The organism is Pedosphaera parvula Ellin514 (genome assembly GCF_000172555.1).
GTDB lineage: Bacteria > Verrucomicrobiota > Verrucomicrobiia > Limisphaerales > Pedosphaeraceae > Pedosphaera.
The window spans coordinates 14,702-39,842 of the sequence record NZ_ABOX02000011.1 but is presented as its reverse complement, the minus strand read 5'-3'; the positions used below and the strand labels follow the sequence as shown (position 1 = coordinate 39,842).

General features: G+C 50.6%; 21 protein-coding genes. 20 read left to right on the top strand and 1 reads right to left on the bottom strand.

Annotated features, from left to right (window positions below; all coding sequences use genetic code 11):
• The first annotated feature begins 28 nt into the window (after nt 1-28).
• From CFLAV_RS10710 to CFLAV_RS32165, 16 genes are all read left to right on the top strand, one after another.
• The gene (locus CFLAV_RS10710; protein WP_007414729.1) at nt 29-1,102 is read left to right on the top strand and encodes a DnaJ C-terminal domain-containing protein; all 1,074 of its coding nucleotides are present in this window, start codon (nt 29-31) and stop codon (nt 1,100-1,102) included.
• A gap of 239 nt (nt 1,103-1,341) precedes the next feature.
• Nucleotides 1,342-1,608, top strand: coding sequence for a hypothetical protein (locus CFLAV_RS10705; protein WP_007414728.1), 267 nt, complete (start codon nt 1,342-1,344; stop codon nt 1,606-1,608).
• Nucleotides 1,609-1,714: 106 nt separating this feature from the next.
• Nucleotides 1,715-2,092 (top strand): NADH-quinone oxidoreductase subunit A, encoded by a 378-nt coding sequence (locus CFLAV_RS10700; RefSeq protein WP_007414727.1) that lies wholly within the window; start codon nt 1,715-1,717, stop codon nt 2,090-2,092.
• A gap of 15 nt (nt 2,093-2,107) precedes the next feature.
• Nucleotides 2,108-2,719: an NADH-quinone oxidoreductase subunit B gene (locus CFLAV_RS10695; RefSeq protein WP_007414726.1), complete on the top strand. Its 612-nt coding sequence runs from the start codon at nt 2,108-2,110 to the stop codon at nt 2,717-2,719.
• Between the two features lie 26 nt (nt 2,720-2,745).
• Nucleotides 2,746-3,378, top strand: coding sequence for an NADH-quinone oxidoreductase subunit C (locus CFLAV_RS10690; protein WP_007414725.1), 633 nt, complete (start codon nt 2,746-2,748; stop codon nt 3,376-3,378).
• A 146-nt stretch (nt 3,379-3,524) separates the two neighbouring features.
• Nucleotides 3,525-4,601: an NADH-quinone oxidoreductase subunit D gene (locus CFLAV_RS10685; protein WP_040548049.1), complete on the top strand. Its 1,077-nt coding sequence runs from the start codon at nt 3,525-3,527 to the stop codon at nt 4,599-4,601.
• 7 nt (nt 4,602-4,608) lie between these two features.
• Nucleotides 4,609-5,238 (top strand): 4Fe-4S dicluster domain-containing protein, encoded by a 630-nt coding sequence (locus CFLAV_RS10680; RefSeq protein ID WP_007414723.1) that lies wholly within the window; start codon nt 4,609-4,611, stop codon nt 5,236-5,238.
• On the top strand, nt 5,235-6,464 hold the full coding sequence (gene nuoH / locus CFLAV_RS10675) for an NADH-quinone oxidoreductase subunit NuoH (protein WP_007414722.1): 1,230 nt from the start codon (nt 5,235-5,237) through the stop codon (nt 6,462-6,464). Before CFLAV_RS10680 ends, nuoH begins: the two co-directional genes overlap by 4 nt.
• On the top strand, nt 6,465-7,040 hold the full coding sequence (locus CFLAV_RS10670; RefSeq protein ID WP_007414721.1) for an NADH-quinone oxidoreductase subunit J family protein: 576 nt from the start codon (nt 6,465-6,467) through the stop codon (nt 7,038-7,040). It abuts the gene before it with no gap.
• Between the two features lie 10 nt (nt 7,041-7,050).
• A complete protein-coding gene (nuoK, locus tag CFLAV_RS10665) occupies nt 7,051-7,362 on the top strand; it encodes an NADH-quinone oxidoreductase subunit NuoK (RefSeq protein ID WP_007414720.1) in 312 nt (103 codons plus the stop codon).
• Nucleotide 7,363: 1 nt separating this feature from the next.
• The gene (gene nuoL, locus CFLAV_RS10660; RefSeq protein ID WP_007414719.1) at nt 7,364-9,490 is read left to right on the top strand and encodes an NADH-quinone oxidoreductase subunit L; all 2,127 of its coding nucleotides are present in this window, start codon (nt 7,364-7,366) and stop codon (nt 9,488-9,490) included.
• A complete protein-coding gene (locus CFLAV_RS34575; RefSeq protein ID WP_007414718.1) occupies nt 9,487-11,043 on the top strand; it encodes a complex I subunit 4 family protein in 1,557 nt (518 codons plus the stop codon). The genes nuoL and CFLAV_RS34575 overlap by 4 nt, the downstream gene beginning before the upstream one ends.
• Before the next feature lie 9 nt (nt 11,044-11,052).
• Complete coding sequence (locus CFLAV_RS34570) at nt 11,053-12,549, top strand: complex I subunit 4 family protein (protein ID WP_007414717.1); 1,497 nt, start codon at nt 11,053-11,055, stop codon at nt 12,547-12,549.
• A complete protein-coding gene (locus CFLAV_RS10645) occupies nt 12,546-14,072 on the top strand; it encodes an NADH-quinone oxidoreductase subunit N (RefSeq protein ID WP_007414716.1) in 1,527 nt (508 codons plus the stop codon). The genes CFLAV_RS34570 and CFLAV_RS10645 overlap by 4 nt, the downstream gene beginning before the upstream one ends.
• A 420-nt stretch (nt 14,073-14,492) precedes the next feature.
• The gene (locus CFLAV_RS10635) at nt 14,493-15,044 is read left to right on the top strand and encodes a glutathione peroxidase (protein ID WP_007414715.1); all 552 of its coding nucleotides are present in this window, start codon (nt 14,493-14,495) and stop codon (nt 15,042-15,044) included.
• Nucleotides 15,045-15,091: 47 nt separating this feature from the next.
• Nucleotides 15,092-18,196: a reprolysin-like metallopeptidase gene (locus CFLAV_RS32165; protein ID WP_083808853.1), complete on the top strand. Its 3,105-nt coding sequence runs from the start codon at nt 15,092-15,094 to the stop codon at nt 18,194-18,196.
• 7 nt (nt 18,197-18,203) lie between these two features.
• Here the strand turns inward: CFLAV_RS32165 and CFLAV_RS10625 are convergent, their stop codons facing one another.
• Nucleotides 18,204-19,247: a DUF362 domain-containing protein gene (locus CFLAV_RS10625; RefSeq protein WP_007414713.1), complete on the bottom strand. Its 1,044-nt coding sequence runs from the start codon at nt 19,245-19,247 to the stop codon at nt 18,204-18,206.
• Nucleotides 19,248-19,308: 61 nt separating this feature from the next.
• Between CFLAV_RS10625 and CFLAV_RS10620 the strand changes: the two genes are divergently transcribed.
• The 4 genes from CFLAV_RS10620 to CFLAV_RS10605 all read left to right on the top strand — a co-directional run bounded on the left by CFLAV_RS10620 (nt 19,309) and on the right by CFLAV_RS10605 (nt 25,103).
• Nucleotides 19,309-21,153 (top strand): tetratricopeptide repeat protein, encoded by a 1,845-nt coding sequence (locus CFLAV_RS10620; RefSeq protein WP_007414712.1) that lies wholly within the window; start codon nt 19,309-19,311, stop codon nt 21,151-21,153.
• 93 nt (nt 21,154-21,246) lie between these two features.
• Entirely contained in the window at nt 21,247-21,855 is a 609-nt protein-coding gene (locus tag CFLAV_RS10615; protein WP_007414711.1) for a CvpA family protein, read from the top strand.
• A 56-nt stretch (nt 21,856-21,911) separates the two neighbouring features.
• Nucleotides 21,912-23,729: a DNA primase gene (dnaG, locus tag CFLAV_RS10610; protein ID WP_007414710.1), complete on the top strand. Its 1,818-nt coding sequence runs from the start codon at nt 21,912-21,914 to the stop codon at nt 23,727-23,729.
• 96 nt (nt 23,730-23,825) lie between these two features.
• The gene (locus CFLAV_RS10605) at nt 23,826-25,103 is read left to right on the top strand and encodes a PHP domain-containing protein (protein ID WP_063816423.1); all 1,278 of its coding nucleotides are present in this window, start codon (nt 23,826-23,828) and stop codon (nt 25,101-25,103) included.
• Nucleotides 25,104-25,141 lie beyond the last annotated feature (38 nt).

The following is a 25,141-nucleotide window of genomic DNA, read 5'->3' as shown; positions in this document are numbered from 1 at the left end:
GAAGTCCAGCAGATTGCTTTGGGAAATTATGGCCGTGCAATTCAAAGATTATTACGAAGTTCTTGGAGTTCCTCGCAGTGCGAGTGACGAGGAGATAAAAAAAGCATTTCGCAAACTCGCCCGCCAGTACCACCCGGACGTGGCCAAGACCAAAAAAGGAGCCGAGGAAAAATTCAAGGAAATCAACGAAGCATACGAGGTGCTGAGCGATTCCGCCAAGCGCAAGAAGTATGACGAACTTGGCCCCAACTGGAAGCAGGGGTCCGAATTCCGTCCTCCGCCGGGCTGGCAGTATCAGCAGCAAGGCACGCCTTTTGGCGGAGGCGGCAGAGCTGGCCAAAGGCAGGAGTACGATTTTGAATTTGGTGGTACCACCGGCTTCAGTGATTTCTTTGAGCAACTTTTTGGCTCCCGAATGCGCGGTGGCCGTGGAGGTGATGCCGGTGGCGGATTTGGGGGGCGTGGCGGATTCGCCGGTGAGAATTTGGCGGAGAAAGGCCGGGACGTTGAGGGCGAGATCATGGTGACGCTCGAGGAAGCCATGCGCGGCTCGGTTCGTTCCATTTCACTGCGTCGGGCGGTTCCGTGCGAGACCTGCGGAGGTACGGGCGAAAAAAATGGACGCGTCTGCCCAACCTGCTCCGGCAGCGGGCACGTAACCAAGACCGAAACCTACCAGGTAAAAATTCCCGCTGGAGTGACAGAAGGACAACGCCTGCGAATCCCGGGACGGGGCGAAGCCGGGCTGAATGGCGGTCCTCCGGGCGATCTGTATTTGAAAGTGCGGTTATCCAAGCATCCGGATTTCAAGGTGGAAGACCACAATCTCATTTATGAGGCGGATCTTGCGCCTTGGGAAGCGGTGTTGGGAACGAATCTTTCAGTTCCCACGGTTGATGGAACAGTAAATATCAAAATTCCACCTGGGACGCAAAGCGGGCAAAAGTTTCGTGTTCGAGGACGTGGTCTCCCGCAACGTTCGGGAACGAACGGTGATTTGATCGTGGTAACACGTGTTGAAGTCCCCGATAAAATTTCTGATGAAGAGAGAAAAGTTTGGGAGCAACTCGGCAAAATATCGCATTTTAATCCTCGAGCATAACTTTCGTCCGGGCAGCAGGGTGTTGGTTCGATAACTCTTTGATGGAGGCTTCGAGAAGCCTGTAATCAGAGAGACACTCATGTTCTTTTCATCGCTTGAGCACAGTTGGTGCCAGGTAGTTGTTCGCACGCATTTACCTGAGAGTTCACCTAAATTCCGCCCGTAGAGAACCTTCTCCGGGTTTTCAAAGAAAACTTTTCGCTTTGTATTTTCTGAAATAAGGCTTTACGTTTTTTTACATGGCGAATTCGTCAAAGAAGAACAAATCACCGAAGGCCATGATTTTGGGTGTTGGGTTGGATTCTGATGGCCACAAACGCATTACGACCGGCCCTAATTTTGCTCTCGTTGGCGGCGGGCAGGAAACTCATGAGGACATGACTGAGAAGGTCATCAAAATTAATGAGAAGCTGACTAAGAAAGGGAAAAAGCTTGAGGAAGTCAGCCGGGAAGAGTTTGACGACATCGCTCATTCCGTAGGTCTCCGCAGAACAGATTCTCAATAGTTCCGGGCTGCACGGTCACAAGTTGAATTGCACCTGCGACTCTTGACTCCTTGATTTGCAACAATTACCGTTGCTTGTGAAAAAGTAACAAAGTGGGTCGGTATTTATGGCTGTCGATTATAATCCCTACTTACTCATTGCTGTGTTTCTCATCGCAGCAGTTCTCTTTGCAGTTGCACCTCTCTTTACCGCGTGGGTCTGGTCAAAGAAATTTTCACCAAAAAAGCCCGGACCTGATAAGAACGCTATTTACGAATGCGGTCTTGAAGCCAAAGGGGATGCATGGGTGCAATTCAGGTCAGAGTATTATCTTTATGGGATTATTTTTCTTATTTTCGATGTGGAGGTAATTTTTTTGCTGCCTTTCGCGGTTTCATTTACCGGTCTGCCGATTGGTGCCTTCATCGCCATGGTGGTGTTTTTGCTCCTGTTGGTGGAAGGGCTGGTCTGGGCCTGGCAGAAAGGCGTTTTGAGTTGGAAGTGAGTTGAGCTAGTATTCATGGACGAAGGACTGCGCAATGAATTGAGCAAGCAGGGGATCTTCACGACCTCCATGGAAGCGTTGTACAACTGGGGACGGAAAAACTCGGTCTGGCCAATGCAATTTGGACTGGCTTGCTGCGCGATTGAAATGATTGCAACCACGATGGCTCGTTATGACCTGGCAAGGTTTGGTGCGGAGGTATTTCGTCCGTCGCCGCGACAGGCCGACCTGATGATTGTTGCCGGCACCGTGACCAAGAAGATGGCTCCGCAGGTTGTGCGTCTTTACAATCAGATGCCCGAACCGAAGTACGTGATAGCCATGGGAGCCTGTGCGATTTCAGGTGGGCCATTCAAACAGGGCTATAACGTCCTGAAGGGAATTGATCGTTTTATTCCTGTCGACGTGCATATCCCCGGATGTCCACCAAGACCGGAGGCTTTGATCGAGGCGTTCATGGCGCTGCAAAGGAAGATCGATGCACAGAAGTTGACGGGCCCAAATCGACCACGCCACCTGGATCCAGAAGCCCCAAGTGAATTTCCGGTTCCCAAGTTTGGTGCGCATGATCTTGAGCCAGCGAACAATCCGACGGTGTGGAAACCAATGGAAATTGTCCGAAAATAAGCACTGATAGAGTGAAACGATAACCAATGGATTCCCTGGAACAAATAAAAAGCCGGATCGAAGCTGCTGTGCCGGGCGCTCGATTGGAAATTGTTCCGAATGACAGCCCATCCAATCAACGCTCGCTTCTGCTCGATCACGAGCACGCCTTCGCGGTCGCGAAGTTTCTGTGCGCTGATCCGCAGTTACGATTTGATTACGCGTCGAATGTCACCGGTGTGGATTGGTTGGATGCGGTGCTCAAGGAAAAAGTGAAGGTAAAGAGATTGGTCGACGGCGTGGAAAAGGAAGTTGAGGAGTCTGTAGAGAAGAAAAGGCCTGGCTACCTTGAAGCAGTCTATCATCTATACTCGATGTCTTTGAAGCATGGACCATTGATCTTTCGCCTGCGCACAGGGAATCGGATTGACAGAGTCCATCTCCCATCGCTGACCCCAATATGGCGGGGGGTAGAATTTCAGGAGCGGGAAATTTACGATCTTTACGGAATTGTCTTTGATGGACATCCCGATCTGCGCCGACTGTTGATGTGGGAAGGCTTTGCGGATCATCCAATGCGCAAGGATTATGTGGCACCGGACGATTTTGAGTATGAGCCGACGCCCCATGACGAAGTGTTGGAGCGGGCGAAGGAACATTATCCAGCAGATGCAAAGTAATGAGAGCAGACACAACAAATGAATTGGATGCTGCGAGTGGCTCTTTTCCGCCGGTGATAATGCCGGAAGGTGCGGGGCAGCCCAATTACACATTGTTGCCCAAAAGCGCGGAAAACCCTGCTGATGGAGAATTGCTCGAGGTTGCCATGGGACCACAGCATCCGTCCACCCATGGGGTTTTTCGCATGGATGTGGTGCTTAATGGGGAGCAGGTGGTAAAGCTCAAGCCGGTGTTCGGTTATCTGCATCGTAATCACGAACAGATCGCCGAAAGCACAACTTATCTTGGGTCGATGCCTTATACCGATCGCCTGGATTATTTCTGTTCCATGACAAATAACTGGGCGTATGCGCTGAGCGTGGAAAAGTTGGCCGGACTGCAGCCTCCTGAACGGGCGGAATACGTTCGCATCATTACCGCTGAACTTACCCGGTTGGTGAATCACACCTGTCTGGTGGGATTTCTGCTGCAAGATATGGGAGCACTTGGTACGCCGTTAATGTATGCGTTCCGCGAGCGGGAAACGATTTTGGACCTCTTTGAGTCTCTCAGCGGCTCGCGTATGATGTGCAATTACATGCGCTTTGGTGGGTGCAGGGTTGATCCATCTGCGGAGTGGCTGGCACAGGCAAAGCAGGCGGTGAAAAATTTCCCGCGTTTTCTCGACGAATTCGAGAAGTTGCTCACCGAAAACGAAATTCTGGTATCGCGGACTCAGGGCGTTGGTGTGTTGCCAGCCGAATTAGCGATTAACGCAAGCATCACGGGTCCGATGTTGCGCGCCAGTGGTGTCAATTATGATATTCGCAAAGTTGACAAATACGGAATCTACGACCGCTTTAATTTTCGCGTTCCGATTGGAGATCATGGTGACGTTTATGATCGCTACATGGTTCGCGTGCTGGAGATGCGGGAGTCGGTGAAGATTTTGGATCAAGCTTTGCGGGATATACCTGCAGGGCCAATCATGGATCCCAAGGCGAAGATTCGCGGGTTTCGCCCAAAAGCAGGTGAAGCTTACGGTCGCATCGAAGGGCCAAAGGGTGAACTGGGTTTTTATCTCATCAGCGATGGTTCGCCCAACCCATACCGTTATCGGGTGCGTCCGCCCAGCTTGATTAATCTAACAGTGCTGGAAGATATGTGTTTGGGGCAATCGGTGGCGGACGTTGTAGTTATACTGGGTAGTGTGGATATTGTATTGGGAGAAGTGGATCGATAAAAATTTTATGCTCGGCGAAGGAATCATCAAAGGCATGGTGGAGACGGCGAGAAATTTCGTCGGCAGCTATCATGACCCTGAGCGCCTCGTAACGGTCGAATATCCTGAGCAAAGAGTTCCGCCCAAGGAAAATGCGCGCAATTTTCCGTTTCTCGTTTATGACGGTGAAGACCCGATGAAGGGGCTTCGTTGCGTGGCCTGCCAGATTTGTGAAAAGGAGTGTCCGCCGAAATGCATCTACATCATCAAAGACTCGGTAAAGAAGCCCGACTACATGGGCAAGATGCAGATTCAGCCGAAAGTATTTGATATTGATGTTTCGGTTTGCATGAGCTGCCAGATTTGTGTGGAGGTTTGTCCGTTTGAAGCGATCAAGATGGATACGAAGTTTGAGCTCGCAACTGAAGACCGGTTTCAAGGATTGTTACTCAATAAGCAACAACTCGCGAAATCAAACCAATACTATCACAAGATTCATTCGACCGAGGCAACGGAGGTCGATGAGCGCCTTGAGGCCGAGAAAGTGAAGGCAGACGCAAAGGCACAGGCTGATGCTGAAGCCAAAGCGGCGGCTGCAACTGCGGCAACGACTGCATCTCCCGGGACATCACCACCTGAACGAGCGCCATCAAAATGATTGGGGATTTTTTTAGGGGATTGTTTTTGATGATTTGGAAGGTGGTTTCAGACCAGCCTGACTCGAAAGCCGAGTTTCTTTCGGTATTTCCTGATGTGCTGCAGCCACTCATCTCGGTCCTGTTATCCATCGTGCCGATCATTTTGGTTTTTGCAGGATTGTTCGCACTTACCACCTGGCTTGAGCGAAAAGTCTTGGGTCGCATACAGAACAGGCTCGGACCCAACAGGGTTGGTCCCGTCGGACTTTTTCAACCTGTGGCAGATGGCCTGAAGATGTTGACGAAGGAAGACATTGTTCCGCATTCCGCCGATAAGGTTGTGCACTTTTTAGCGCCCGTTGTCCTGCTGGTTCCGACACTGCTGGCTTATGCTGTGTTGCCAATCGGACGGAACATGGTGCCGATCAACCTGGATGCCGGAATTCTGTTTTTCTTTGCGGTGGGAGCTTCCACGGAGCTTTCGGTTTTCATGGCTGGATGGTCGAGTCGAAATAAATATTCCTTGCTGGGCGCAATGCGGGCCATTGCTCAAATGATCAGTTATGAGATACCGCTTATACTTTCATCTGTTTCCGTGATCATGATCGTGGGGTCGCTGTCCTTGGTCGATATTGTCGAAAAGCAAGGTGGTTACCACTTTCATTTCCTGCCACGCTGGTTTGTATTCACTCCTTGGGGTTTTGCCGGCTTTATCATTTTCCTCATCTCATCGCTGGCGGAATCGAATCGTTCCCCTTTTGATATTCCCGAAGCTGAATCGGAAATCATTGCGGGACATTTGACCGAGTATTCCGGATTTAAATACGCGTTGTTCTTTTTAGCCGAGTACCTGGGCATGTTTGCAGTGAGTGGATTGGGAGTAACACTCTTTTTAGGCGGGTGGCACGCACCGCTGCCTTTTTTGGAAGGTTGGCTATCATACATCTGGTTTTTCTTGAAGCTATTGGCATTGGTTTTCGTTTTCATCTGGATTCGTGGCACGCTGCCGCGTCTCCGGGTGGATCAGCTTCTGAACTTTGCCTGGAAATTTTTGCTGCCGATGTCACTGATTAATTTATTTGTTGCAGCCATTTGGCATTTCACGTCCGGTTGGGACACTGTAGCAGGAGGTGTCGGGCGATGGATTTTGTGCGCCGCCATGATTGCGATTCCGTACATTTGGCTGGGGCGCTCTTTGGTAGGACAGAAAAAGGTGACACATCGGACATATCGGTTTGCGAGTTAAATGAGAATTACTTTTGCCATCATAGCTGCGTTGACGCTGGTAAGTGGGATTGCCGCAATGAGCTTGCGCAATCTTGTGCACTGCGCGTTAAGTCTGGCGATTACTTTCGCCGGGCTTGCAGCCATGTATCTGCAACTGGATGCGCAATTTGTAGGATTTGCACAAATCCTGGTGTACATTGGTGCTGTCGCCATTTTAATCGTCTTTGCCATTTTGCTAACCCGCAGCAGCGAAGCCCCGCAACCGGTCATTTCCCGTTCATGGATTGTAGGAATTGCAATCGCAGTAGCTGTCTTTGGTGTAATGATCAGGTTGATTGCTTCCAGTCCCATAGCCCAACGTGGGTGGCCAGAAAAGCCGGGACCGACGGTGAAGCAGATTGGTGATCAACTTATGACCCGCTTTGTTCTGCCATTGGAAGCCATGGGATTACTGCTTACTGTGGCAACGATCGGGGCCGTTATCATCGCGATGAATGAAAAGACGAAAGCTGGTTTACAATTGCGCGGCAATGATTCACACCCGGTCCCGGGAACAACTCCTCAATCAGAATTGATGAAAGACTTGAAAACCTAACGGCTAACCAATGGCGCCACTTTCTTATTACTTAATATTTTCAGCTTTGTTGTTCTCGATCGGCCTTGCAGGAGCGCTGATCCGGCGCAACGCCATTCTGGTCCTGGTGGGCATCGAGCTAATGTTAAACGCCGCAAATTTGAACTTCATTGCCTTCTGGCGTTTCAGTCCAAATCCGGAGGCGTTGACCGGGATGATGTTCGTCATTTTTTCGATTGCCGTGGCCGCAGCAGAAGCGGCGGTTGGTTTGGCGTTGATTATTGCCATCTATCGACATTATAGAACGGTGGATTTGACGAAGGTGGATTCGCTCAAGGGATGAAATGAGTTGGATTGCCCAAAACCTATGGCTCATTCCGGTTCTGCCGCTAATGGCGGCGGGAGTGACTGCGCTGACGAAGCAGCCGTATCGGCGATTCGCGAGTGCATTGGCGATTGGTTCCATGGTTGGGGCGCTATTTTTGTCCTGCATAGCATTTGCCAGCACTTTGGGACGCCCAAGCTCGGCACCGAACTTCCATGAGGTATATAATTTCAATTGGTTTCAAATCGGTGAAAGTAGCTTGCGGTTGGGATGGGTGCTGGATCCTCTGGCCGCAATTATGCTGGTCATGGTCAGTTTTGTTGGACTGCTCATTTTTATCTATAGCGTCGGTTACATGGCGCATGATGAAAATTTCACAAGGTTCTTTTGTTTTCTTTCCCTGTTCGCGGCGGCAATGTTGGGTTTATTGATCGCCAATAATCTGCTGCTGCTTTTCATGTGTTGGGAATTAGTGGGCCTGGCATCGTATTTACTGATTGGTTTCTGGTATCAAAAGCCGAGCGCAGCGGCAGCGGCGAAAAAGGCATTTATTACGACCCGCATTGGAGACGTGCTTTTCTTTTTGGGAATCCTCTATTTGTATTCACAATCTGGCACGCTGCTCTTTTACGATCATGGCCAGGGTTGTTTGGAAAACTCGGTCCTGAGAGAATTGGTTGGCAGGACGACAGTCGGGGGCATGGCCGTTACCACGGGGATTGGTTTGTTAATTTTTTGCGGAGCGATTGGGAAGTCTGGTCAAGTGCCATTGCATGTCTGGCTGCCGGATGCGATGGAAGGTCCCACACCGGTAAGTGCCTTGATCCATGCGGCGACGATGGTGGCCGCAGGTGTGTTTTTGATTGCGCGTGTTTATCCGTTGTTGAATCCGAGTGCTGCTGGAGTGATGGGAAGTTCTGCTGCCTTAACAGCGGTGGCTTGGGTGGGAGCAATTACTGCTGTTTTCGCCGCGTGCATTGCCGTGGCGCAGACAGATATTAAACGCATTCTTGCCTATTCCACAGTTTCACAACTTGGGTTCATGATGATGGGACTTGGCACCGGAGGCGTGAGTGTGGGGATTTTTCATTTGATTACACACGCCTTTTTCAAAGCCCTGCTGTTCCTGGGAGCTGGCTCGGTCATTCACGGATGTCACGAGGAACAGGATATTCGCAGGATGGGTGGCCTGAAACGGTTCATGCCGATAACTTTTGCGACATATGCAATTGGCATGATGGCATTATCGGGAGTGCCAATTTTCTTCTCCGGTTTCTGGAGCAAGGATGCCATCCTCAGCGCAGCACACGATTGGCCGCTTTCGCGAGGTCCATATTACCTGGGGATTATTGGAGCTCTGCTGACTGCCTTCTATATGACGCGGCAGGTGTGTTATGTGTTCTTCGGAAGTTATCGCGGAGCGACCACGTGTGCGAAGCCTGCGCCTTTTGCGAACCACACCGCAGGTGACTCGGAAGGTCATGAACATAACCTCGAGCCCGAATTGGTGCCCCACGAGAGTCCGGCGGTAATGACGTGGCCTTTGATTATTTTGTCGGCCTTTGCCATCGTGCTGGGATTCCTTGGAACTCCTGCCTGGCCATGGTTCCAATCATTTTTGCTCGGGGATGAATCCAAACTGGATTTTCGGTCCCTCTTGAATATCGAAGAAGGCTGGATACTTTTAGTATCAAGCGTGGTCGCACTCACCGGGATATATATTGGGTGGTGGCTTTATGGCCGCAAACCAATGGCGTCGCTGGACGAAAAGGATTTTCTCGAGCGGGTGCAACCCGACATTTATACTCTGCTGCAAAACAAATTCTATGTGGATGATTTTTATGATTACACGATCATCCGGTTCAACGCCTGGTTTGCCAAATTCTGTGACACGGTCGATTATTGGGTCTTCAACTTTGCCGTGGTGGCGGTCAGTTTTCTGGTAATTGGTCTGGCGTGGTTGAACAAGTTTGTCGACGACTATGTCATCAACCTGGGTTTTGATGAAGGTTCCCGGGATATCCGAAAGGCCGGGGGATGGATTTCCCGGCTGCAGGACGGCCAGGTGCAAAATTATTTGCGAGTGATCGGTATTGCACTCGTCGTTTTGGTCCTGGTTTTGATTTGGGGGTGCAGATCATCATGAACGGATTTCCCCTGATTTCCACAATCACCTTCATCCCGCTGATCGGCGCGATCATGTTGGTGGGGCTGGATGCGGAGCGCAAGCGGTTGGCGCGATGTCTGGGATTAGGATTCAGTCTGGCTTCGCTGGTGCTTGTTGCGGTGATGTGGATACACTTTGACTCGAGTGCCATTGATCTCCAATTCGTAGAGCGGCATCCATGGATACCTTCCTTCAGTGCAGAATACTTTGTTGGTGTGGATGGGCTGGGGCTGCTGATGGTGCTGCTCACCGCCCTGGTGACGCCGATGGCCATGCTGAGTTCGTGGAGGATTTCAGAGAAGGTACCGATTTATTTTGCGATGATGTTATTTCTTGAGGCGGGTTTGTTAGGAACCTTCACCGCACTCAATTGTTTTCATTGGTTTTTGTTTTGGGAACTCAGCCTGGTGCCGGCATTCTTCTTGATCAAACTTTGGGGCGGGCCGAATCGGAGTGCGGCAGCGACGCAATTTTTTGTTTATACCATGGTTGGAAGTGTCGCGATGCTCCTATCCTTTTTGGCGATCTATTTGGCTGCCCACACGTTTGATTTCGTGCAGTTGGCTGAGAAAGGACATACCGGTGAACTGGCGTCCATGCTCAATCTGAACCTTGGCGTTTATGGTTTGAATAGCCGGCAATTCCCGCTCTTCATCTTCGCAGGTATCTTTCTAGGGTTTGCAGTAAAGGTGCCGTTGATCCCGTTCCATACATGGTTGCCGACGACCTATGCTGAGGCACCGACAGGCACAACGATGTTGCTGACGGGTGCTATGTCGAAGATGGGCGTCTATGGATTTATTCGCATTTTGATGCCGTTTTTTCCCGAGCAGATGAGGATCATAATGACTCCGTTGTTGTGGTTGGCGGTAATTACCATTGTGTTTTCGGCTTATTCAGCGTTTGTGCAAAAGGATCTAAAGAAAGTCTTTGCCTATTCTTCCATCAACCATCTCGGTTACTGCCTGCTGGGGGTGTTCGCCTTCGCGAAATTTACTGGCAGTGACGCACATTGGAACCTGGAGAAGGCGGCGGCAATGAATGGTGTCATGTTGCAAATGTTCAATCACGGACTGACTGCCTCCATTTTGTTTTGTTTCATAGGTTTCCTGGAACAACGGAGCGGGGGATTGCGTGATTTGGATCAATTTGGCGGACTGCGCAGGGTGGCTCCTGTCTTTTGCGGCTTAATGGGTATTTCCATTTTTGCTTCGCTGGGATTGCCCGGGCTGAATGGGTTTATTGGCGAGTTCCTGATCTTCAAAGGTTCTTTTCCAATCGTGACCTGGGCGACGGCAATGTCGGTCATCGGATTGTTGGTCACGGCCATCTTTTTGCTCACGATCATCCAACGAGTTTTTAACGGACCACTCAATGCCAAGTGGGCTGGCTTGCCGGATCTTACATTGAAGGAGTGTTTGTTGGTTTTACCTGCAACGGCGCTTATGCTCGTGATGGGAATTTATCCGCAGATTGTGATTGGAAAAATCAACACGACCGTGATGCAGATGGTGGATTTGATGAAGTATTAGAAAGACGCGATGCTGGCCTGGACCATTTACATTTCATTTATCGGGGTGTTCGTACTGTTGCTGCTGCCGGCGGGGGCAGTTCGCGCGGCGCGCAAGGTTGCGTTGCTGGCCGCGGTGCTTGGGTTGTTGGGCGGGATCTCTGGTATTCTTCAACACAAGGCTCCAACTGAGATTGATACCATAACGAAGGTGCCATGGGTTCCATCGTTGGGCATTGAATATTTTTTAGGAGCGGATGGGATCAGTTTAACCTTGGTGTTGTTGACGGGAATTGCCGCAGTGGTGGGGATTCTATTTTCCTGGAACATTGAGCATCGAGCGAAGGAGTTCTTTGCATTCTATCTCGCATTGATAGGCGGGGTATATGGAGTGTTCCTGAGCTTTGATTTGTTTCTGCTTTTCGTCTTTTACGAACTGGCAATCATTCCGAAATATTTTCTCATCGCCATTTGGGGATCGACAAACAAGGAATATGGAGCGATGAAGCTGGCATTATACTCCTTCCTTGGCAGTGCGATGGTATTGATTGGATTGGTGGCGACTTATGTAATGTCTCCCGTCAAGACCATGAATCTGCTGGAGTTGGCGAAATATGCTTTTCCGGAATCATTTCAACATTGGGCATTTCCGCTGGTGTTTGTGGGTTTCGCGATTCTCGCGGGACTCTGGCCTTTTCACACCTGGGCACCCACGGGCCACGTTGCAGCACCGACGGCGGCATCGATGCTGTTGGCGGGAGTGGTGATGAAATTGGGAGCTTATGGGGCACTCAGGGTGGCGATGACGTTGTTCCCTCAAGGATTGGCGATTTGGAAGGACGTAATCGGGTTGCTGGCGGTGATTGGAATTGTTTATGGGGCGATGGTTGCGCTGGTACAGAAGGATTTCAAATTTGTTATCGGCTATTCCAGTGTCAGTCACATGGGATTTGTGCTGTTGGGCTTGCTGACGTTGAACACCATTGGGTGGAGTGGGGCGGTATTGCAGATGTTCTCGCACGGAATCATAGCCGGGCTGCTATTCGGTGTGGTTGGACGGATGGTTTATGACCGCACGCACACGCGCGAGCTGCCCGTGCTGAAAAAGCTGGGATTAAGCAAGGCTTTGCCGTTTGCCGCCTGCACCTTTGCCCTCGCCAGTCTTGCCTCGATGGGCATGCCAGGCTTCAGTGGTTTTGCAGCGGAACTGCAGGTGCTCATTGGGGCCTGGAAAGCATTTCCGGTCTATGCTGTGTTGGCAGGATTTGGGGTGCTCGTGGGAGTTGCCTATACATTGAGAGTGTTGCAGTTGTCATTCTTCAACGATCCCACGCCGGCCATCGAGGGTGAAGCGGGTGAAGCGACCCATCCTTTACCGACCATCTCAGTTCCTGAGCGGTTGGGGGCGGCCATCCTCCTGGGTATTACGATAGTAATTGGAATTTATCCAAAGTTATTGCTGGATCTGATCGGGCCGAGTTTTGATTCGCCGCTATTTGAGGGGCTGAGGAAAGGAGCAGGGCTGTGAGCGGTTTCAGCTACTCCTACTCCGAAATACTGAAGTTCGTCGCTCCGGAATTCATATTGAGCATCACAGCTCTGGTCGTTTTAGCGAGTGACTTACTTGTTATGCGAGAAAAGCCGCACCGATATCGGTTTAGGATCGGGGCGGCTCTGGCCGGAGTGGGCTGCGTTGCCGCAATTGCCTGGTTGCTGAGCATGAACTTGCCTCCTCATGCCGCGCTTGACGGTGGGACTCATTCGTTGTTAGTCGGAATGTATACGGATGATTTGTTGGTGCGGTTGGTGAAGACCGCCGTTTTGATCATGGCAATATTCACGACCATTCTCTCGATGGAGTCAAATTTTACCGATCACATCGGGGAATACCTTGCACTTATTCTGCTGGCCACGGTTGGAATGCTGTTTTTAATCAGTGCGGAGGACCTGTTGATGGTCTTCATTGCCTTGGAACTGACCAGTTTATCGCTTTACGTGCTGACTGCATTCAACAAACGGAACATTCAATCGGCGGAAGCGGCGCTCAAATACTTTCTGTTCGGTGGAACGTCGGCAGCTTTTACCCTCTTCGGAATAAGCCTGGTTTACGGTGTATCCGGTTCGACGCGCTTCTTCGAAATTGCAGCGAACTTATCGGGACAGAAGCTGGACCCTTTATTATTAGGGGCCATTGTCATGACCGTGATTGGCTTTGGTTTCAAGGTCGCTGCGGTGCCATTTCATCTTTGGGCACCGGATGCCTATCAGGGGGCGCCGACGCCCAGTGCGGCGTTGATTGCCTCGGGTTCGAAGGTGGCGAGTTTCTTTATCTTTGCCCGGGTGATGATGAAAGCGTTCGAGCATGCACCCGGCAACGCTGCATGGCACCAATATGCGGTTGGCTGGATGCCAGTAATTGCGATCGTGGCCACTTGCTCACTGGTGGTGGGAAACCTGGCCGCGATTGTTCAGAGCAATGTGAAACGATTGTTGGCCTATTCAGCGATTGCCCACGCAGGTTATGCGTTGTTGGGCTTGCTCGCCAATACTCAAGAGGGCATGACTTCGCTAATCTATTACGTCATCACGTATGGGCTGACGGTGCTGGGTGCTTTTGGTGTGGTGGCAGTAGTGGAAGAAAAAAGTGGGAAGGCGGAGATTTCTGATTTTGCCGGTTTTGGAAGACGCGAGCCGTTACTTGCAGGATGCATGCTGGTCTTTATGCTGTCACTGGCTGGCATTCCGCCATTGGCCGGATTCTTTGGAAAGTTCTATCTCTTCACCGCAGCGGCTGGAGCGGTGAAAAATCTTGGATTGTTATGGCTGGTGATCCTGGCGATCGCGATGAGTGCAGTATCGCTGTATTATTATCTACAAGTTTTGAAACAGATCTATGTGGTTCCTGGAGATGTGAACCATCAAATCACCTCAGTCCCCATCTCGAGTAGGATTGCCATATCTGTATTGGCATTGGCAGTCGTGATACTGGGATGCGCGCCGAATATTCTCGTGGGGCGACTGGTAATGGCAATGGAGTTCGTTATTCGCTAACATATGGAGGGCGGCGCTCGATTTGTTTTCGAAGACCGTTGTGCCAGCTTCGGAGCGTGAAAATTGCCATCCATTGGTTCCGTTGGGATTTACGCATTTCCGATAAATCCAGAAGTCTTACGCGAAGATTAAATCAGAACCTATTCCACTGGACGCTGCTGAACTCGGTCTTCCATTAACCCAAAGCATTCCTTCCGCAGGCGAACACGCAACTCGCGAGACGCTGGACAAATTTATTTCAAGGCGCTTTTATGATTATGTAAATGGAAGGAACATTCATGAAGAACAACGGCCAAAGTGTCTGGCGATGTTTAAGGGGTAAAAGCGCGCTGTAATACGCATGCGTAATAAGTGGTGGCAAATAAAAGCATTCCGAAACGTCAAGTTTGACAACCGCGAAGTTTTTTCCATAATGCACGAGTGAGATTCACCTTTCTATTGCTGGCATTATTATTTTTTGGGGTTGTTGTTTCTGCGCAGGCACAATCCTCCCTTTACGACATACCATTAAAAGACATCGACGGCAAGGATACCTCGCTCAAAGCTTATAAGGGCAAGGTTGTGTTGATAGTCAATGTGGCATCGCGTTGCGGTTTTACGCCCCAATACGAGGGATTGGAAGCCACGTACAAGAAATACGAGGAGAAGGGCTTTGTGATTTTGGGTTTTCCCTGTAATGATTTTGGATTTCAGGAGCCAGGAACTGCAGAGGAAATCAAGAAGTTCTGCTCAAGCAAATATAGCGTGACGTTCCCGCTTTTCGAGAAACTGCATGTGAAAGGTCCAGAGCAACATCCTCTATATGCCGCGCTCACTGGCAAGGCTTCGCCAGTGCCGGGAGAAGTTAAGTGGAACTTTGGAAAATTTCTGATCAGTAAGGAAGGTAAAATCCTTCAGCGCTATGACTCCAAGGTAAAGCCTGATTCTACAGAATTGACCACGGCGATTGAGTCTGCCCTGGCTGCCAAATAAGGAGCGGAATTTTCCCGGCTTGCAACAGAAGGAAAGGTACAAAAAAAATGTCTAAATCTATTTTTACAAGGATGCTCTGCATGCTGGGATTCTTCAGCATGGCAGCTACGATATCAGCCCAGAATTCCGCGGGGGATGATGTATGGCAACTGGTTCAGAATCCGCCGCAAAGCCGTCAGGCAGCAGGTGATGTGTGGATTCATCCTTCCGCTTTCAAAGCATTCAATTTGAACCACAGTTCTTTGCACAATGTATTGAATCGTGCACCAAAGGAACAAGTTGGCTATGTGGTGACGACAACCAATATCATGACCTTGCCAATGCCGGATGGAAGTCTGGCTCATTTTGTGATTCAGGAGTCTCCCATCATGGCTCCGGAATTGGCGGCGAAGTTTCCAGAGCTTAAAACCTATGTGGGTTATGGCATTGATGATCCTCAAGCCACGGTCAGAATGGATTTAACTCCTGCTGGTTTCCATGCCCAGTTGTTGTCGCCGCGTGGAGCGGTTTACATCGATCCGTATGCCAAAGGAGAGACAAATCTCTATACGTGTTACTACAAGCGGGATTACGCGAGGGATACGAATGGCTTTCAATGCTTTACGCAATCGGATGGCGGTTCGAGTACCTCCAGCATGCCGGGGACGACAGCCCTTCAACGCGCATCTGGAACGCAACTGCGCACCTACCGACTGGCTTGTGCGGCAGATGTGGAATATGTGAAATTCCAGAGTTTGCCAAATCCGCCAAATGTGCAGGCGGGCATGGCAGCCATTGTAACTGCGATCAACCGCGTGGATGGGGTTTACGAAACGGAACTGGCGGTGCGGTTAGTCCTGATACCAAATAATGATCTGCTCGTTTGCACCAGTGCAGCTACCAGTCCCTATACCGACAATAATGGTGGCGTCATGCTGGGACAGAATCAAACACAAGTAGATAGTCTGATCGGCAATGGGAATTACGACATTGGCCATGTGTTTAGTACAGGTGGTGGTGGCATTGCGGGGTTGGGGGTTGTTTGTAATAGCTCCCGGAAGGCGCAGGGAGTCACTGGCTTGTCCGCTCCCATTGGTGATGCTTTTTATATCGACTACGTGGCGCATGAAATGGGCCACCAATTCGGAGCGAATCATCCGTTCAACAGTGTGGCAGGATCGTGTGGCGGGGGAAACCGCAATACAGGCACCGCGTATGAACCGGGCAGTGGGAGCACCATCATGGCCTATGCGGGTATCTGTGGTGCTGATGATTTGCAACCGCACAGTGATCCTTATTTTCATGTGATCAGCCTGGATGAAATATTTGCGTATTCCGCTGCGGGCGGTGGAAATAGTTGTGCAGTCACAACTGCGACAGGCAATCATTCGCCTATTGTCAACGCAGGGCCTTCCTTCAAAATTCCGGGGAACACACCTTTTATGCTCACGGCCAGTGCAACCGACCCGGACAGTGATGCGCTAACCTATTGCTGGGAGGAATTCGATCTTGGTCCTGCACTCGCTTTGAGCGCGCCAGACAACGGAAGTAGCCCGATTTTCAGATCTTTCAATCCGACAAACAATCCATCTCGCATCTTCCCCAAGCTCTCCAGTATTCTAAGCGGCACGAGCAGCCTTGGAGAGAAACTGCCAACCACAAGCAGGACAATGACGTTTCGTGTGTCTGTCAGAGATAATCGCACCGGGGGCGGAGGAGTGGACTCGGGAAGTATGCAGGTCACGGTCGTTACCAACGTAGGGCCGTTCAAGGTTACAGCACCTGCTGCAGGAGTGACCTGGTCGGGGCTTCAGACGGTTACCTGGGACGTTGCGGGTACTGCCACTTCGCCGATCAATGCTGCCAATGTAAACATTTTGCTCTCTACCAATGGAGGTTTGTCATTTCCTATTGTTCTAGCCACCAACACACCCAACGATGGGACGGAAGATATTTTCCTGCCGAACCTGGCGAGTACTCAGGCGAGGATCAGAGTGGAAGCGGCAGGTAATATTTTCTTCGATATTTCCCATGGCAACTTCAACCTGGTTCCTGGTGCAAACACACCTTTCCTGACCCTGGACGGGACTTCGTTGGCGTTGGAGGTGTGTGACGTCACAAATAATGCAATCGATCCGAATGAAGCGGTAATCATAAACTTCAATATTAAAAACATAGGTGGTGTGGATACCACCAATCTGATTGGAACTTTGCAGAGCAACAGTGGGGTGCTCAATCCGAGTGCACCACAAACTTATGGCAGTGTGCCGGGAAAAGGCGGCACTGCTACAAAATCGTTTGCTTTCATGGCCAGTGGCACCTGCGGCTCAAACATTACAGCCACAGTGCACTTCCGGGATGGAACAAACGACCTGGGGGATTTGTCAGCCAACTTCAGACTGGGCAAACTGGTTACGACAACGTTTAGTTTTACCAACCTCTCGTACATACGCATTCCCGGCAGTGGCACGATTGGCAAATCAACCATTTACCCCCTGAATCTTACAGTGTCTGGTATCACTGGAGCGGTGAGCAAAGTAACCGCTACTCTGCGTGGGTTGACGCATACCTTCCCGGGCGACATTGATGCCCTGTTGGTTCACCCGAGTGGCGAAAGTGCGCTCTTGCTGAGCGGGAACGGAAGTTCTCCGAGCACCGCAGTGAATCTAACCATTGATGACGATGCGACTAATCAGTTACCCACATCCGGCCTGCTTACATCGGGAACCTTTACGCCCACGAGCGGGGGATTTGGAGATCTTGTGACGCCGGCGCCGGCGGGACCGTATGGATCCGCCTTGGCTGTCTTTCAAGGACTGAGTCCTAACGGTATCTGGTCATTGTACGTGGACGATTCGACCAGCGGAGACAGTGGTAGCATGAGCCAGGGATGGATTCTTAACATCACCACTGCGCGGTCAGTCTGCACCTCCTGCTCGCAACCAGCAGGCATGCCTCCCAGTGTTCGCAATGTTTCGATGATTGGCGGAAACGTGATGATCAGTTGGGATGCAACTGTCGGGAGAACATACCGGTTGCAATCCAAAACAATCATAACGGGAAACTGGAGCGATGTTTCAGGGGATGTGATTGCGACGAGTAACACAGCTACCAAGGTGGACAGTTCCGGCGTGAACAATCAGAAGTTCTACCGCGTGGTGCTGTTGCCCTAACAGGGGACTAGTGAAGCCTGTCCGTCTCGATTTTCTTGAGATCGCTTATACCGATCTCAAGAAGCGATGCATTGACGTAAAGTTCCAGATTCGTCTTGAGGACGGGGACTCCGGCCAACTGCCGTTGGCGATCAATTTCCCGGAGCGAGAGAACATCCAGGGCCACGGGATCTTTGCTGATCCGCAGTTCATTCAGAACTGATGAATAGTGCAGCAGTCCTTTTTCCTCGCCATCATATTGGCAGATGAGTGAATCAACGATGTTTAGAACCACACGATCACCCAGGATAGGCAGCGCGTAGATTTCCGGAACGGCGCGGGATAGATTATCAGCGTCCGTTTCAAAGCGAAGAACATTATCCACACTACCGAGGGCGAGGCTGTAGAGATTGCCGGACACACCAGCCAGATTATGGTGCATCAATGGAGTAATGTTGATGATTTTGGTCATTTGCTGGCTGACCAGCTTGGAAACGTAGGATTTCCGGCCAATGCCAGGTCCTTTTTTGCCAAATTCCATATCGCTCCAGCTCAGATTCCCAATAAGGGCAGTCTCGTAAAAAGTTTTTTCATCGTACCCGGACTCAACACTGCTCGCAACCCGAATGCCAAATCGCTTTTCAAATTCGTAGAAACCGGCAAGGCGTAAATCCACAGAACGCTTATCCCACACGATAATGTTTGTGGCAGGTAATCCGGTTTCCAAAAGGGTTTGAATAACCGCAGCAACCACGGCTGGGCGAGTGCCACTGTTCGGCCCGGGAGTCGAGTAGACCTTGATACCGACGATATCCTGAGTGGAGATAAGGCTCAGCCAGGCCGCCTTCACGGTGGCTTTACCCGTCACATTGGTAATCCCCTGATCGAGCAGGCTTCGAATTCTCTCCGGAATTGGCTGCAAAGACTCGGTGGCCTCGGGGTCGTGGACTATGACTACGCGCGCTTTGGTTGTCTTTCTGTCAGCAGAGGAAAAGAGATTTTGAGCCTGTGCCTGAGAAAGCAAAAGCAGAATCGATAAAAATATGACTATTCGTGAAAATAACCAAAACATAAACGTTATAAACCGTGCGTTTCTTGACACGTCAAGGCGCGAATGTTACCACCTGCATTGAATGCTAACCAACAAAAAGCGATTCGGGAGCTATCTTGGGGTGTTCGTCGCCATGTTTACGGCGGTTGTCCTTACAGGATGTACCCCGGCAGGGCCGCGTGCGCTGCTGGATGGGAAACGCCTGCTGGATGAAGGAAAATATGGGCAGGCGATTGAAAAGTTAAAGACGGCGACCACGCTGCTATCCACCAATGCCAATGCCTGGAACTATTTAGGTTTGGCCTATCAGTACGGGGGACAACCAGCCAACGCCGTAGATGCTTACCAAAAGGCGCTGGGGCTGAACCATGATCTGGTTATGGTTCATTACAACCTGGGCTGCCTGTACTTGGAGCAAAACCGGCCGGATTTCGCCAGGAATGAACTGACAGCGTTCACGTTACGTCAGAATAACGTTGTTGACGGCTGGGTGAAATTGGGGACTGCGCAACACCGACTGCGTGAGACAGCGGCTGCCGAGAAAAGTTTTAACGAAGCGCTACGGATGAATCCACAGAACCCGGAAGTGCTAAATGATCTTGCCCTTGTTTACCTGCAGAAAAATCGACCTTCCGATGCGGAGAATTATTTGAATGCCTGTTTGCGGCTGCAGCCAAATTACGCTCCGGCTTTGCTGAACCTGGCGGTGGTCGAGCAAACGTATCGAAATAACCGGCCACTTGCGTTACAAAAATATAGGGAATACCTGGCCCTGAAGCCGCGGCCGGCAAATTGGGAAGTTGCCAACAGCGCGGCCAGAGACCTGGAACTGGAACTCACGCCCACAGCACATCCAGCAACGAATGTCCAAACCGCAATTGTGCATTCGGCAACAAACAATTTGAAACCGGTGGCCTCGAATCCGGTGAGGGTGGCGAATGTGGTTACCAACGCCGCCAGGACGTCTGAAGTGAACACCAATTCCATAAAAGTCGCAAATACGCCTCCCACCAATAAAACTGTTCCTGTACCGCCAGCATCACAACCTGAGAGGATGGTAAAGCCTGAGGTGGTAAAATTGGCCGAAGCTCCCACGGTTAAACCGGCGCAGGATGTTACAGCCTCACCACAAAGGCAGTCTGCCGAAGCGGTTCCAGAAGCTCCGGCGCGAACGCAGGCAACAGCAACGGTTCCAGCGTTAACGGCGAAGCAGCAGGAGAAACATGGTTTTCTGCAAAAAATGAATCCTGCGAATTTGTTTAAGCACGAACCTAAGAGCGCCAGCACGGGAAGGGCGCAAACAGCCGGAGAAAGCCCGGAAACGAATTCATCCACGCAAGTGTCCAGCAATTTTGAAGCCGTGTCCAAAACGACTTCACCAACCTATGCCACGGTTTCATACCCGCGGTACAGCTATAAGTCCCGTCAAAAACCGACAGCTGGAAATCGGACTGAGGCAGAGCGATTGGTAGCGCGAGGTGCACAAGCACAGCGGGATCGTCGCACCAAGGATGCGGAAACTTCGTATCAATCCGCGGTGCAAGCAGACGCGAGTTACTTTGAAGCGCAATCCAGCCTCGGACTGACTGCCTACGAGGTGGGGGAGATGGGCTTGTCGTTACAAGCCTATGAAAACGCACTAGCCATCAAGCCAGACGCATTTAGTGCGCGTTTTAACTTCTCACTGGGGCTAAAGAAATCGGGTTACATCATTGATGCTGCCCAGGAACTCGAAAAAGCGCTGGCGTGCGGTTCAAATGAACCAGCGAACAATGTGGCAGCGGCCCATTTGGTTCTGGCTAATCTTTACGCCGACCAGTTGCATCAACCGCAGGCGGCACGACCACACTATGTGAAGGTGCTGGAACTGGATCCTCAGAACTCCCAAGGCACAGCCATCCGCTACTGGTTACGGGATAATCCTTAAACCGACTGACTGCCGGAGGGGGTAAGTCGAAAGTTGGCCAGAAACCTGCTTACAACATCATGGGCACAAGTAAAGTGTCCAAATATTGAGCATATGAATCTGCTGAACCTTCCAATCAACTGGTTTGATATCGCCGTGGTAATCGTGGTCTTGTTGGGCATCAACAAAGGCCGGAAGCACGGTATGTCAGGAGAAATGATGGTGATGTTTCAATGGATGGCCATTGTGGCTGTAGGGGCTCTCTTTTATAAGCGATTAGGAGATATGCTGAGTGATTCCTGCCCGTTTGCCCATTGGACCAGCTACATTGCTGTTTATATAACAATTGCCATCGTGGTTAAGTGCATCTTTTCTGTCCTGAAAAAAGGTGCAGGAGGCAAATTGGTGGGCAGCAACATGTTTGGTGCGAGTGAATATTATTTGGGGATGATAGGCGGGGTGATCCGATTTCTATGCATACTCATGGCTGGCCTGGCACTCCTCAACGCCAGATTTTACAGTCCACAGGAGATCGCGCAGTATGACGCATTCCAAAGGGATGTTTATGGCAGCACCTTTTTTCCCGATCTTTCCACGGTCCAGCAGGAAGTTTTTAAAAGCTCTTATTTGGGAAAGTTGGTGAAAACGAATGCGGAGTTTCTGCTGATTAAGTCTACTCCTCCAGAAACCAAGAACTTAAAGCGAAGAGAGGATTTGCCATAAGCACGTTTTAGGGATAGAACAGATCACTGTGTTGAAATAGTGATTTGTTTTGTTCCATGACCGGCTTTTTTTCGCAAGCAACCAGAGAGCAAGTTCGATCTGCCAGTGATATTGTAGATGTCATTGGCTCCTATCTTCCATTGAAGCGGGCTGGGGCGAACTTCGTAGCGCTATGTCCGTTTCACAAGGAAAAGTCTCCCAGTTTCAACGTCAATCCTCATAAGCAGATTTTTCATTGCTTCGGTTGTCATAAGGGTGGCGACGTTTTTACTTTCGTCAAGGAGTACGAGAACATTCCATTTCCGGATGCTGTAAAAAGGCTGGCTGAACGCGCCAAGATTCCTCTGGAAATGGACAATAATCCCGCGCAGCAACAGAGTCGGCATTTAAAGGATGTGCTCCTGCAAATCCACGAGCAAATCACCCAGCGGTGGCAGAGTGCGCTGGCCAATGAAGCAGCCGGACAAATTGCCCGTGATTACCTTGTACAACGCGGTGTTACCGAAGAAGCGATTAAACTGTTTCGCCTGGGCTATGCGCCGGATGTCTGGGAGGACACGGTTAACTGGTCCAGGAGCAAAGGATTTGATCCGGTGGTCATGGAGCAATCGGGATTGATATTGCGCAAGGAAGGATCGGATCATTATTACGATCGGTTTCGAGGAAGGTTGATTTTTCCGATTTGTGATGAACAGGGGCGGGTGATTGGTTTTAGCGGGCGGGTGCTTTCAGGGGATCAAAAAACTGCCAAATATGTCAACTCCCCGGAGACGCCAATATTTACCAAAGGCAAAGTTTTCTTTGGATTGGATAAATCGAAGCGAGCCTTGCTGGAGGCACAATCCGCGATTGTTTGCGAAGGACAGCTTGATTTGATCGCCTGCTATATGGCAGGCGTGCAGAACATGGTGGCACCGCAAGGGACCGCGCTGACGGCGGATCATGCGCGTATTTTGAAACGATATGCGGAGGAGGTCGTGCTCTGCTTTGATTCGGATAATGCGGGGCAGAATGCAGCGGTGCGTTCGCTCGATAGTTTGCTCGCCAGCGGGTTGGCCATCCGTGTGGCGGTAGTCCCTGCACCACACGATCCTGATAGTTTTATCAAGGAATACGGGGGCGAGGCTTTTAAGGAGTTGGTGAAAAAGGCGAGCGGTTTTTTCGACTATTACCTGAACCGGCTTTGTGAAACGAATGATGTTGCCAGCGACAAGGGGCGACTCATTATCCTGCAGGAAATGGCGGAGGCGGTTTACAAGACGGGCAATGTCGTGTTAATCGATACCTACGCTCAAAAAACAGCGTTTCGATTGGGAGTTCCTCCCGAGGCTGTGCGAGCTGAATTCAGGAAGGCCTCACGATCCAAAAATGCCACACCACTTGAAGTTGAAGAAGCGATCGAGATAAAGCCAAGCAAAGTTCCCTTGAACACTCCGGAGCATTGGTTTTTAAAGCTGATTTTTCTTCAAGAGGAAGGAATGGATTGGATTCACGCGCATCTGGATCCCAACTGGATTCAACACCTGACGGTGCGGCAAATCGCCGTGATGCGGCTGGCGGTTCATGCACAAGGAACATGGCAGGGAGTGGCGACTTTTCTCAATGATTGTGAGTCCGAAGAGATGCGCAGCCTGATCACTGAAGCATCATCAGAAGAGCGGCCCATTCCAAATCCAACGCAGCAGATGAATGACATCGTGTTAAGGCTACGCAATCAATTCATCGAAAGGCAAATGGCTGTGCTGGCACAGGAAAGCGGCAAGCCGGGTTTGGGCGATGAAGAGCGCCTCGCCATTTTGGTGCAGCAACAGAAATTGAGGCAATTAAAGCGTCAACCTTTGACTCCGTTGGCAGAGCCGGAAGGACCTTTTTGACGCGGCATGGGGGCCTTTAAGGTGGTGCCTCAATTTGATTGGAGGCAGCAGTCAAATCGGGTAATCACTTCCGCATGTTCGTTCCGTGATGATTTTATGAAAGATGCGAGAGTTCTTTTATTTGGCGCGATCCTGGCGGTCGTTCTGCTCTCTGGATTAAATGTTCCGGCAGAGGAGAAAGGGCAGTGGTTGAAGGGGAATCTTCATACCCATTCGCTTTGGAGCGACGGCAATGATTATCCGGAGATGATTGTGGATTGGTACAAGGAGCATGGCTACAACTTCCTTGCGCTTTCCGATCACAATGTGCTCCTCAGCGGGCAGCGGTGGACTGGAGCAAATACAAACCGGGGAGGCAGTGTGGCCCTGGAAAGATACGTGGCAAAATTCGGGACGAACTGGGTGGAGCTTAAAACCGAGGCGGGAAAAACTGCAGTAAGATTGAAGACCCTGGCGGAATTTCGTGGAAAATTTGAGGAGCCGGGAAAGTTTTTGTTGGTGCCGGGAGAAGAAATCAGCGCCCAGTATAAAGTTCTGCCAATTCACATGTGCGTGTCGAACATACGCGATGTCGTTCTGCCTCAGACAGGAGGCAGTCGGGCCGAGGTGCTGCAGAATAACGTCAATGCGGTTTTGGAGCAGCGAATGGTCACCGGCCAGCCGATGATTCCACATATCAATCATCCGAACTTCGGTTGGGCGCTCACGGCGGAGGATATCATGGGAGTAAAGGGGGAGCGATTCATGGAGATTTGGAATGGCCATCCCGTGGTACATAACTATGGAGACAAGGACCACGCCAGTGTGGAAAGAATCTATGACATTGTGCTAACGAAACGATTGGCGGAGCTGGGGATGGAACCAATCTGGTGCACCGCGGTGGATGATGCACATCATTATCTGGGCACGGTGGAGAAAGAGAGTCGTCCAGGCCGTGGATGGATAATGGTGCATGCGGAGAAGTTGACCCCGGAGAGCATTATTGCGGCGATGGAAGCCGGGGATTTTTATGCGAGCAGCGGGGTGAAGTTGAAGGAGATTCGGCGCGAGAAGGATAAGCTTGCCATCGAGATTGAGCCGGAAGAAGGAGTGACGTATACGACACAATTCATTGGAACTCGCAAAGGGTATGATACGAAGAGCGAACCGTTGCCTTTGAAGGGAGGCAATCCATTTCCAACGACGCGCAAGTATAGTGATGAGATTGGGATGGTGCTGGCGGAAGTAAAAGGCACATCTCCCTGTTATAATTTGAAGGGAGATGAAATTTATGTCCGGGCCAAGGTGATTTCTTCGAAGCTGAAGGAAAATTATTATCAGAAGGGCGATCTGGAGACGGCGTGGGTGCAGCCGTTGGTAACTGGAGTGAAATAAAAACGCTTCCGACGTGAATCGGAAGCGTTGGCGTGAAT